Annotated in this window: 10 protein-coding genes; 4 read left to right on the forward strand and 6 right to left on the reverse strand. The window is 68.7% G+C overall.

The genetic code is table 11. From position 1 onward, the window contains the following. Window positions 1–19 precede the first annotated feature (19 nt). Entirely contained in the window at window positions 20–1,243 is a 1,224-nt protein-coding gene (locus GOHSU_RS07875) for a glycosyltransferase family 87 protein (protein ID WP_005939397.1), read from the forward strand. A 49-nt stretch (window positions 1,244–1,292) separates the two neighbouring features. On the opposite strand, the gene GOHSU_RS07880 is transcribed toward GOHSU_RS07875, so the two are convergent. Beyond that, the gene (locus tag GOHSU_RS07880) at window positions 1,293–2,084 is read right to left on the reverse strand and encodes a thioesterase family protein (protein WP_005939400.1); all 792 of its coding nucleotides are present in this window, start codon (window positions 2,082–2,084) and stop codon (window positions 1,293–1,295) included. Window positions 2,085–2,156: 72 nt separating this feature from the next. On the opposite strand from GOHSU_RS07880, the gene msrB reads away from it, so the two are divergent. Further along, on the forward strand, window positions 2,157–2,600 hold the full coding sequence (gene msrB / locus GOHSU_RS07885; RefSeq protein WP_005939403.1) for a peptide-methionine (R)-S-oxide reductase MsrB: 444 nt from the start codon (window positions 2,157–2,159) through the stop codon (window positions 2,598–2,600). A gap of 28 nt (window positions 2,601–2,628) precedes the next feature. Here the strand turns inward: msrB and hemQ are convergent, their stop codons facing one another. The 3 genes from hemQ to hemE all read right to left on the reverse strand — a co-directional run bounded on the left by hemQ (window position 2,629) and on the right by hemE (window position 5,813). Further along, window positions 2,629–3,336: a hydrogen peroxide-dependent heme synthase gene (gene hemQ, locus GOHSU_RS07890; RefSeq protein ID WP_005939407.1), complete on the reverse strand. Its 708-nt coding sequence runs from the start codon at window positions 3,334–3,336 to the stop codon at window positions 2,629–2,631. 72 nt (window positions 3,337–3,408) lie between these two features. Further along, window positions 3,409–4,791, reverse strand: a complete 1,383-nt coding sequence (hemG, locus tag GOHSU_RS07895; protein ID WP_005939409.1) for a protoporphyrinogen oxidase — start codon at window positions 4,789–4,791, stop codon at window positions 3,409–3,411. Continuing rightward, a complete protein-coding gene (gene hemE, locus GOHSU_RS07900) occupies window positions 4,788–5,813 on the reverse strand; it encodes a uroporphyrinogen decarboxylase (protein ID WP_005939410.1) in 1,026 nt (341 codons plus the stop codon). Before hemE ends, hemG begins: the two co-directional genes overlap by 4 nt. A gap of 521 nt (window positions 5,814–6,334) precedes the next feature. On the opposite strand from hemE, the gene GOHSU_RS07905 reads away from it, so the two are divergent. Then, a complete protein-coding gene (locus GOHSU_RS07905; protein WP_005939412.1) occupies window positions 6,335–6,955 on the forward strand; it encodes a DUF3000 domain-containing protein in 621 nt (206 codons plus the stop codon). Beyond that, entirely contained in the window at window positions 6,952–8,214 is a 1,263-nt protein-coding gene (locus GOHSU_RS07910; RefSeq protein WP_024332872.1) for a ribonuclease D, read from the forward strand. The genes GOHSU_RS07905 and GOHSU_RS07910 overlap by 4 nt, the downstream gene beginning before the upstream one ends. A gap of 62 nt (window positions 8,215–8,276) precedes the next feature. Here the strand turns inward: GOHSU_RS07910 and dxs are convergent, their stop codons facing one another. Together dxs and GOHSU_RS07920 are read right to left on the reverse strand one after the other, a co-directional pair. Next, window positions 8,277–10,148: a 1-deoxy-D-xylulose-5-phosphate synthase gene (gene dxs, locus GOHSU_RS07915; protein ID WP_005939416.1), complete on the reverse strand. Its 1,872-nt coding sequence runs from the start codon at window positions 10,146–10,148 to the stop codon at window positions 8,277–8,279. Between the two features lie 67 nt (window positions 10,149–10,215). Beyond that, the coding region (locus tag GOHSU_RS07920) for a methyltransferase (protein ID WP_005939418.1) at window positions 10,216–10,864 on the reverse strand (649 nt) is incomplete at its 5' end.

Raw genomic sequence — 10,864 nt, forward strand, 5'->3', positions numbered from 1 at the left:
ATGTAGTAGGTTCGCTCAGGTGAACGTGATTGACCGATACCTGTATCCGCGTGTGGACCCTGCACGCATCGTGTCGGTCATTCTGTGGCCGATCAGCATCCTGATGATCTTTCATCGCAGTGTCTTCCTTGCGGTGAACGGTGCGCGGACCGACGACTTCACCACCGTCTACAACGCCTCGCTGAACTTCCTCAACCGCAATCCGGTGTACGCGGAGAACTACACGACGGTCGACCCCCACTATCTGTATCCGCCGTCGGGCACCCTGCTGATGGGGCCGCTGGCCATCCTCAATCCGCAGGACTCACGCTGGCTGTTCATCGCGGTGTCGGTCGTCGTGCTGATCCTGTGCGCCTACCTGCTGGTGCGGATGTTCGGGTATCGCGCGGACTCGTGGGTCTTCCCGGCGGTGCTGTTCTTCTTCTTCGCCACCGAGACCGTGGCAAACACCCTGATCTTCACCAACTTCAATGCCTTCGTGCTGCTGGGGATGCTCGCGTTCCTGATGCTCATGCGCGGCCGCTACGACCTGTGGGCCGGGGTGGCCATCGGTCTGACCCTGGCGGTCAAACCGGTGCTGGCCCCGCTGCTGCTGCTGCCGTTGCTGCAACTGCGCTGGAAGGTCCTGTTCACCGCGATCGGGATCCCGGTGGTGCTGAACATCGCCGCGTGGCCGCTGATCGTGGACTCGAAGGACTTCATCAGCCGCACGGTCCCCTACCTGATGGACACGCGTGACTACTACAACAGCTCGATCTCCGGTAACGGGCTGTACTTCGGCATCGACACCTGGCTGATCTGGGTCCTGCGGATCGCCTTCGCCGTGATGGCCGTGTTCTCGCTGTGGTTCCTGTACCGGTACTACAGCCAGACCGACGAACTGCTGTGGTTGGCGACCTCGTCGGGCATCCTGCTGGGCACCCTGTTCCTGGTGGGCTCGCTGGGGCAGGGCTACTACTCGATGCTGTTGTTCCCGATGCTGATGACCGTCTTCCTGCCGGGGTCGGTGATGCGCAATTGGCCGGCCTGGCTGGCGGTGTACGGGTGTATGACGTTCGACGTCTTCGTCTCCGTGCAATGGCGACCGTTCGCCCGCTACCTCGAGTACAACAAGGTCCCGCTGGGCTGGTCGCTGCTGATGATCACGGCGTTCTGCGTCCTGCTGTTCCGCTGGCTCGACATCCGTGCGGCCCACAAGGACGACGGCCTGCCGCGCGGGGAGAATACTCCCGTTCCCGCCTGAGGCCCCCGTTCCTGCCTGCCGCGGGCCGGTTCGCCCCGCAGGGCGGACGTCAGTCCAGGTGACGGCGCAGCGTCAGCGACTGGGCCAGCGTCCCGACCGGACCGTCGAGGTCGTGTAGGACCGAACTGGTCAGACCGATACCACCGGGACCGAACGCCACGCGCGTGTCCAGACCGAGCATGCGGCCGGTGGGATGGCGGAACAGGTGAGCGGTCAGGTCCACGTTCGGGTACATCCATTCCCGCGGGTCCTGCCGCATGGAGATCCCGTTGGCGGTGTCGAAGAGTTTGGCGAACTCACCCAGTTCGGTGGCGGTCTCCCCGGCGATCAGATCGACGTCGGTGGTCACCCACGCTTTGCCCCGGCCCGGACGGGTGTCGTCGGACTGGACCGCCTGGACCGTGTCGATCATCCCGCCGTCCCACTGCTTGAGCCACGACTGACTGGTGCACTCCGCCGGCGTGGGCATCGGAGCGAAATCGTTCTCTTCCACGGACGCGGTGTCGGAGGTGGCCAGCAGCCAGCCGCGGGCCCGGATCGTGGTGCGCCCGCCGATCACCGCGATCGCCTCCACCAGTTCGATGGTGCGGCCCGGCCGGACCACCTCGATACTCAGGTCGATCCGTTCGCGGGCGATCTGCCCGAGGACTTCCAGGCTCAGCCGGCTGTACGCCATGTGCGGCGCATGCTCGCGCCGCCAGCGTTCGAGGTAGTCGATCACCAGACCCGCGACCGGCGCCAGATGCAGTTCGTCTTCGCGCCAGGCCCCGGCCGCACACTGGGTCGGCTGAAAGGAGTGCTCGTCGATCCGGGTGAAATAACTGCGCGGCGCGATGGTCATGCTGCCAAGCTAACCCAGGCGCCGAACGGTCACGGCAGCGGGCGGTGCCGCGACCGCGCTACCGTGGATCATATGACCGATCGCGCACACGACTTCCCCGCCGACCCGAAGAGCCTCACCGACGCAGACTGGCGCCAGCGTCTGTCGGAGGCGGAGTTCCGGGTGCTGCGGCAGGCCGGGACCGAGGCCCCGTTCACCGGTGAGTACACCGATAGCACCGACGTCGGCGTCTACCGTTGCCGGGCGTGCGGCACCGAATTGTTCCGCTCGGAAGCCAAGTTCTCCTCGCATTGCGGCTGGCCGTCGTTCTTCACCCCGCTGGCCGGTGACGCGGTGATCGAGCGCCGGGACGCCTCACTGGGCATGGTCCGCACCGAGATCCTGTGCGCCGCCTGCGAAAGCCACCTGGGGCACGTGTTCGCCGGAGAGGGCTACGACACTCCGACCGATCTGCGGTACTGCATCAACTCGATCAGCCTGACGTTCGACGACGAGACCGCCTCCCCGGCCGAGTAGCACCCGGCCGGGTTCACCCGGGCTCGACTCAGGGAAGGTTGGCGACCAGATCGCCGGCCGCCAGCCGCGGACCGGTGAAGAACGGAATCTCCACGCGCACGTGGTAGCGGGCCTCGGTGGCGCGCAGGTCCCGCATGAGGTCGACGATGCGGTACAGTTCGGGGCCCTCGAAGGCCAGCAGCCACTCGTAGTCGCCCAGCGCGAACGCGGGCACGGTGTTGGCGCGCACATCCTTGTAGCCGCGAGCGGCCTTCCCGTGATCGGCGAGCATCTTGCGGCGGTCCTCATCGGGCAGCAGGTACCACTCGAAGGACCGGACGAACGGGTACACGCAGACGTAGGCGCCGGGTTCCTCGCCTGCCACGAACGCCGGGATGTGGCTCTTGTTGAATTCGGCCGGCCGGTGCAGCGCCGACGCGCTCCACACCGAATCACTCACCCGGCCCAGTTCGGTATCACGCTGGAAGCTCTTGTAGGCGTCCTGCAACTGCTCGATGGTTCCGGCGTGCCACCAGATCATGAAGTCGGCGTCACCGCGCATGCCGGCTACGTCGTACAGGCCGCGGACCGTGACTCCCTTGGCCTCCAATCCGGCCAGGAACTCCTCCAGGTCGGCCTGCGCCGATACGCGCTCGGCCGAATCGGCGGGACCGAGCGCGCCCGACCGGACCTTGAACACCGAAAACATCAGGTACTGGATGGTGGAGTTGAGTTCGTCATAATCCAAGCGAGCCATGTGACCCATCCTGCCACCAACGCGGGCCCGCACAACGGTGAGGTCGCCCACTACCTCGTCGAAGACTGCTGTTCACAGATCTCCGGGAACGATCCGGGCGACGGCTGCGCGCGCCGAGCCGATACACGCCGGCACCCCCACACCGGCGAATGCCGCCCCGGCCAGTCCGATCCGTGGTGGCAGCGCCTCCAGCGCCCGGGCCATCGCCGGCAGATGTCCGGGTCCGTAGTGGGGCAGCCCCTGCGGCCATCGCTGCACCGTCGCGGCCTGCACTGCCGGAGCCGCCAGCCCCACCGCGCCGAAGTAGGCGGCCAGATCGTCGACCGCCCGACGCATCAGGGTCTGATCGTCGACGTCGACCGGCTCCCCGAGCCTGCCGAAGGACACCCGCAGGACCGGCGGACCGTCGGGTGCCAGATGAGGCCACTTCTGGGAGGACAGCGTCACCGCTTTACTGTGCATACCGGCATCGGATGCCACCAGAATGCCGGAGTGTTCCGGGACTGCGGTGCCCGGTGCCAGGACGGCGCCCACGACTGCCGATCCGGCCGGACGTACCGCGCCCAGCAGTGCGGCGGACTCGGGGGCGACCGTGGCCAGCACGGTGGTCGCCTGCCACGGCGGCACCGCCACGATCAGCGCGTCGTACTCGCCGTCCTGGCCTGCTTCGACGCCGAAGCCGTCTCCGATCTCTGTCAGGGCGCGCACCGGTGAGTCGACCTTGATCACCGCCCGGCTCGCCGCCACCAGCGCGTCCACCAACTGTCGATAGCCCCCGCGCAGGGCGCCGAAGACCGGGCCGGAACCGGCCGGCGCCGACAGCAGGCGCCCGACCGCGGCCGTCAACGACGATGCCCCCGCGTCCAGGGCCGCTGCCAGGGCCGGAACCGTTTCGGCCAGTCCCAGATCGTCGGCGCGCGCCGAATACACTCCGCCGAGCATCGGGTCGACGCTGCGCGCCACCACCGCGTCTCCGAAACGTTCGCGGACCAATCGGCCGACCGAGACCGGCCTGCCCGGGGTCCAGTCCAGCGGCCGGTCGGCCTCGCCGTCGATCGTGACCCTGTCCTTCGGGTCAAGCAGTCCGCCCAGTGCCGCCGCGTCGCGGGGAATCCCCATCACTGCCGGCGACGGCAGCGGGTGCAGCCGATCATCGGACCAGATCGCCGGCCGCAGCGGACCCGGCGAGACCACCTGGTCGGCCAGACCGAGCTCCCTGACCAGGGCCAATGCCTCGGGCCGCCGGACGATGAACGCTTCGGCACCCAGGTCCAGCCCGGTATCCCCGACGCGGCGGGTACACAGCAGCCCGCCGGGGCGATCACCGGCCTCGTAGACCACGATCACAGCGTCGTCGCCCAATGCCTTGCGCAACGTATAGGCGGCCGTCAGCCCGCTGACCCCGCCACCGATCACCGCGACTCGACGCGGCGGCGATCCGGCGGGTGCGGTCACAGGGTGTGGATCAGCTCGACGGCCCGGGTGATGGCGCTCGCCTCGGTGGTGGGCAGGACACCGTGACCCAGGTTCAAGATGTGTCCGCGAGCGCCGGCGGCGACGGCACGATCACCCTCGGCGATGATGCGGCGCAGTTCCTGCTCGAGCACCTCGTCGCCGGCCATCAGCACCGTCGGATCGAGGTTGCCCTGGATGCCCACGCCGTACCCGACGCGTTCGGCCGCCACGTCCAGCGGTACCCGCCAGTCGACACCGATCACATCGGTGCCCACCCGAGTCATGGCGGCCAGGAGCTCCCCGGTGCCCACTCCGAAGTGGATGCGCGGGACGCCGTAGCCGCTGACCTCGGCCATCACGCGGGCCGAATGCGGGGCGACATACTTCTCGTAGTCGGCCTCCGACAGCGCCCCGGCCCAGGAGTCGAATAGCTGGACCGCGTCGACACCGGCTTCCAGCTGCGCTTGCAAGAAGGTGATGGTGGTGTCGGCCAGCGACCCCATCAGCTGGTGCCACAGCTCGGGCTGCGCCCGCATGATGGTCTTGGTGCGCTCATAGGTCCGGCTCGGACCGCCCTCGATCAGATAGGACGCCAGAGTGAACGGTGCGCCGGCGAAGCCGATCAACGCCACCGACGGCGGCAGTTGTTCGAGCAGCATCCCGATCGCCGAGGTCACTGCACCGACCTGCTCCCGCTCGAGCCGGGGCAGCGCGGCCACATCGCTCGCGGTGCGGACGGGGTCGGCGATCACCGGACCGGTTCCGGCCACGATGTCCAGGTCGACGCCGGCTGCCCGCAGCGGTACGACGATGTCGGAGAACAGGATCGCCGCGTCGGTGTCGTGGCGGCGTACCGGCTGCATCGTGATCTCGCAGACGAGTTCGGCGTCGAAGCAGGCCTCCAGCATTCCGCGGTCAGCCCGGATCTCCCGGTACTCGGGCAACGACCGTCCGGCCTGCCTCATGAACCACACCGGCCGACGGCTCGGAACCTTGCCGGTCGCCGCCGCCACCAGGGGCATCTCGTCGGGATTTCGCCGCATCCTCTGTACCGCGTTCATGGGTGCCACTCTAGTCAGAGGTCCACGTGCTCCCCTATTCCTGCGCTCCTGCGGCCGGTCGGTCCGCCCTTCGCCCTCCGCCCTCCGCCCTCCGCCCGCTGCCCCTTGGTGCCCCGCGCCCCGTGCCGACTCCGGTGCGGGGCCCTCGCACCGCGCGCACCGTCTCCACAGCTCGACCTCCACACCTCGTCCTCCACGCCTCGACCTCCACGCCTCGTCCTCCACGCCTCGACCTCCACGCCTCGACCTCCGCACCTCGACCTCCGCACTCTCGCCCCCTGACCAAGGGTGTCCGGCACCCTTGGTTCGTTCTCGCGCCCTCGGCAGAGGGGGCGAGAACGAACTGACGGGCGACCTACCGGCTCGCGTCGGCCACCTGGTCCCCCGGACGGGTGACAATGTGAGCAGGAAAACACCGGCGCGCCTCAGAGTTGGCCGCCCACACCGGGGTTAGTGTGACGCGTGTGACAACAGGAGCCCAGATGGAACCCACCGACTTCACCGAAGCGGTCGCGTCCCTGCACACGGCCGTGGTCCGCCCGGAGATCGAGGTCGGATCGATCCGACCGCCGCAACGTCTCGCGCCGTACAGTTACGCCCTCGGCGTGGAGGTCACGCCGCCGGACATCAACGACCCGACCATGGTCCCGGCAGACTCGGCCGGTAGCGCCTTCGGCCGCCTGGTGCTCCTGTACGACCCCGCCGGCCACGAGGCCTGGAACGGCACCTTCCGACTGGTCGCCTTCGTCCAAGCCGAGGTCGAGGCCGATCTGGCCGAAGACCCCCTCCTGCCCGAGGTCGCCTGGGAATGGCTCAGCGAGGCCCTCGGTGTTCCCAAGGGCAGTACCGAATCTCTCCCGACACTGGGCAGCGACGTTCCGGCGGTCCTCGCCCTCGGCGGCACCGTCACAGCGACGACCTCGGTGCGCTATGGGGATATCGCCGGACCGCCGCGAGCCCACCAGCTGGAACTGCGCGCCTCGTGGACCTCCAGCAGCAGTTCTCTGGCCGGGCACCTGGAAGCCTTCTGCGAGGTTTTGGCCAGCGCCGCCGGCCTTCCACCGGCGGGTGTGGCCAGCCTGCACCGGTTGACTTCCCAGTGAACACCGGCGAAGACGACGGCCAAGGGGCTGGGCAGGCGCCCGCAGAACCGGCTGCGATCACCCCGTTGTTGGTCCCTGCCGACGGGGTGCCCGATCTGTTGCACACCGCCGACGATTTCGCCCGCGCTGCCGATTCACTGGCCGCCGGTTCGGGCCCCATCGCGGTGGATACCGAACGCGCGAGCGGGTATCGCTATTCGCAGCGCGCCTATCTGATCCAGCTCAAGAGAACCGGATCGGGCAGCTTCCTGATCGATCCGATCGCCAACCCCGAAGCGCTGGACCCGGTGATCGAGGCGCTCCGCGGTCCCGAGTGGATCCTGCACGCCGCCGACCAGGACCTGCCGTGCCTGACCGAACTCGGCTTCGAATGCACCACCCTGTTCGACACCGAACTGGCGGGCCGGCTGCTCAACCTGCCCAAAGTCAACCTGGCAGCGATGGTCGCCGAATTCCTCCAATTGGGACTGGCCAAGGGGCACGGCGCCGCCGATTGGTCACATCGGCCGCTGCCCGATGACTGGCTGAACTATGCGGCTCTGGACGTCGAAGTCCTGGTCGAGTTGCGCGATGCGATGCACTCGGCGTTGGACGAGGCCGGCAAGTTCGAGTGGGCCCGCCAGGAGTTCGCCTACGAGCTGACCAAGCCCCCGGCCCCACCGCGCCCCGACCGCTGGCGGCGTACGTCCAACATCCATACGCTGCGCAACCAGCGGCAGCTGGCGATCGTCCGGGAACTCTGGACCGCTCGCGAAGAGATTGCGGCTCGCCGCGACGTGGCTCCGGGCCGGGTGCTTCCCGATTCGGCGATCATCACCGCCGCGGTGGCGGCGCCGACCACCGAATCGGAACTGACCTCGCTGCCGGTCTTCGGCGGCCCCCGCCAGCGCCGGCAGGCCCGGACCTGGCTGCGCGCGATCACTCGTGCACAGCAACTCGACGAGGCGGAGCTTCCTCCGCGTAAACAGGCGGTCAGCGGTCCGCCGCCGATGAATCGGTGGGAGCAGCGCAATCCGGCTGCGGCGCGGCGTGCGCATGAGGTACGTCCGGCGGTGAAGTCGGTCGCCGAGAACGCCGGCGTGCCTACAGAGAATCTGCTTGCCCCCGAGGTAGTCCGTACCCTGTGCTGGGAGGGACTGGCGTCGATCGAACCGGCAGCGGTGGTCAGCTGGCTCGCCGATCGCTCCGCACGGCCATGGCAGCGTGACCTGACCGGAACGCCGATCGCCGAAGCGCTCACCCGCGCGCAGGCGGAGTAGCCGCAGACCCTGGGTCCCTCAACCCAGCACCGGGCAACCCAGCACGGGCAACCCAGCACGGGTCAACCCAGGGCCGGATCCCCGGCGATCGTCTTGACCAGTTCGGTGCTGGTCAGCCCGAAATCGGCCAGCAACTCCTCGCGGGTGGCATGGGTGACGAACTGCTGCGGTACACCCAGCTGGCGTACCGGCACATCCACTCTGGCCGCCGACATCGCCTCGTGCACCGCCGAGCCGACACCGCCGTGAACGCCCCCGTCCTCCAGCGTCACCACCAGCCGGTGGCGCCGGGCCAGCTCGACCACCGAATCCGCCACCGGCAGCACCCAACGGGGATCGACGACGGTGGCGGTGATGCCCTGATCTTCGAGCGCCGCGGCGGTGTCGACGGCAAGCTGAGCGAAAGCGCCGACGGCGACGATCAGTACCTGAGCGTCCCCGTCGGGGCGGGCCAGAACGTCGACGCCGTCGGCGAGGCGTTCGAGGGCCGGGAGGTCTTGTGGCACGGCGCCCTTGGAAAAGCGCAGAGCGGTCGGGCCGTCCGCGACATCGAGGGCCTCGGACAGTTCCTCAGCCAAGCGGGCACCATCACGAGGGGCCGCCACCTTCAGGCCGGGCACCATCGACAGCAGTGACAGATCCCACATGCCGTGATGGCTGGGTCCGTCCGGACCGGTCAGCCCCGCCCGGTCGAGCACCACGGTCACCGGGAGTTTGAGCAGCGCCACGTCCATCAGCAGCTGGTCGAAGGCCCGGTTGAGAAAGGTCGAATAGATCGCCAGCACGGGGTGCAGTCCGCCCAGTGCCAGGCCGGCCGCCGAGGTCATCCCGTGCTGTTCGGCGATACCGACGTCGAACATCCGCTCGGGGAACGTTTCGCCGAAGGCCCGCAGTCCCGTCGGACCCGGCATCGCGGCAGTGATGGCCACCACCTCGGGGCGGGCGTGACCTTCAGCGATCAGCGCCTGGGAGAACGCGGAGGTGAAGTCGGGTGCCGACGATCCGCGAGCCAGTCCGGTGGCCGGGTCCATCTTGCCGGTGGCGTGCATCTGCTCGGCGACGTCGTTCTCGGCCGGCGCATAGCCCATCCCCTTGCGGGTGACGGTGTGCACGATGACCGGTCCGCCGAAGGCCTTGGCCTGTCCGAACGCCTCCTCCAGCGCCGGCAGGTCGTGCCCGTCGACCGGGCCGACATACTTGATGCCCAGATCCGAGAACATGGCCTGCGGTGCAACCAGGTCCTTGACTCCGCTCTTGAGGCCGTGCAGGACCGCATAGGCCGCATCGCCGACGACCGGTGTGCGATTGAGCAGACGACGGCCGCTGGCCAGGAACTTCTCATAGCCCGGCTGCAGGCGCAGGCCGGACAGGTGACTGGCCAGTCCGCCGATCGTCGGCGCATACGAGCGCCCGTTGTCGTTGACCACGATCACCACCGGCCGGTCCCCGTCGGCGATGTTGTTCAGCGCCTCCCAGCACATCCCGCCGGTGAGGGCGCCGTCGCCGACCACCGCGACCACGGTGCGTTCGGCACCGGTCAGCTCGAAAGCCTTGGCCAGACCGTCGGCGTTGGACAGCGCCGCCGAGGCGTGCGACGACTCGATCCAGTCGTGCGGACTCTCGGCGCGATCCTGGTAGCCGGTCAGCCCCTCGCGCTGGCGCAGCGTGTCGAAGCGGTCCTTGCGGCCGGTCACGATCTTGTGCACATAACACTGGTGCCCGGTGTCGAACAGGATCGGATCCACCGGCGACTCGAAGATCCGATGCAGGGCGAGAGTCAACTCCACCACGCCCAGGTTCGGTCCGAGATGACCGCCGGTGGCCGCCACCTTCTCGATCAGGAACTCGCGGATCTCACCGGCCAGCTCGACCATCTGTTCGTCGGAGAGAGCACGCAGGTCGGCAGGAGAATCCACCCGATCGAGAACACCCATGTGAACCTCCACAACGTCGCGAGAGACTGGCTAGACGCGCCGGGGCTTCGGCGCCGATGAGGACAGTCTACGGACTCACCAGGAGCGCGATCGCCTCCATATGGTGTGTCAGCGGGAACGCGTCGAACGCCCGCCAGTCGGCGACCCGAAAGCCGTGGCGGCGATAGTCACGCAGATCGCGGGCGAAGGCGGCCGCATCGCAACCGACATGAACGACGATGCGGGGCTCGGCCGCGGCGATGGCCGCGATCACCGCCGCACCGGCGCCCTTGCGTGGAGGATCGGCGACCACCACATCCGGACGCGGCAACCCGGCGATGGTGGCGCCGACCTCTCCGCGATGGATGTGCACCGGCTCGTCTGCCAGTGCCCGGCGCGCCGCCGCGACGGCACCGTGATCGCTCTCCACCAGATCGATCTCGACGCCCCCCGGGTCGGTCCGGGCCAGCAGACCTGCACCCAGGACCCCGGCGCCGCCGTACAGATCCCACACCCGCAGCCGCCCGTCCGGAGCGGCCTGAGCCACGAAGTTCTGCACCGTCTGCGCATACCGCAGCGGGGCCGCCCGGTGCGCCTGCCAGAAACCGGTCACCGGTATCTGCCACGTGTGCGCCCCGACGCGTTCGGTCACCAGATCGCCGCCGGTCAGCACGCTCGACGCACGGGGCCGGGCCGCACGACTGCGCGCAGCCTGTGCGGCCCGCCGGCCGCCACCG

The organism is Gordonia hirsuta DSM 44140 = NBRC 16056, from assembly GCF_000333015.1.
Classification (GTDB): domain Bacteria; phylum Actinomycetota; class Actinomycetes; order Mycobacteriales; family Mycobacteriaceae; genus Gordonia; species Gordonia hirsuta.

Excerpts from the sequence above, each read along its gene's own strand:
- GOHSU_RS07880 (WP_005939400.1), bottom strand. The coding sequence starts at position 2,084 with ATGACCATCGCGCCGCGCAGTTATTTCACCCGGATCGACGAGCACTCC.
- msrB (WP_005939403.1), top strand. The coding sequence starts at position 2,157 with ATGACCGATCGCGCACACGACTTCCCCGCCGACCCGAAGAGCCTCACC.
- hemQ (WP_005939407.1), bottom strand. The coding sequence starts at position 3,336 with ATGGCTCGCTTGGATTATGACGAACTCAACTCCACCATCCAGTACCTG.
- hemE (WP_005939410.1), bottom strand. The coding sequence starts at position 5,813 with ATGCCCCTGGTGGCGGCGGCGACCGGCAAGGTTCCGAGCCGTCGGCCG.
- GOHSU_RS07905 (WP_005939412.1), top strand. The coding sequence starts at position 6,335 with ATGGAACCCACCGACTTCACCGAAGCGGTCGCGTCCCTGCACACGGCC.
- dxs (WP_005939416.1), bottom strand. The coding sequence starts at position 10,148 with ATGGGTGTTCTCGATCGGGTGGATTCTCCTGCCGACCTGCGTGCTCTC.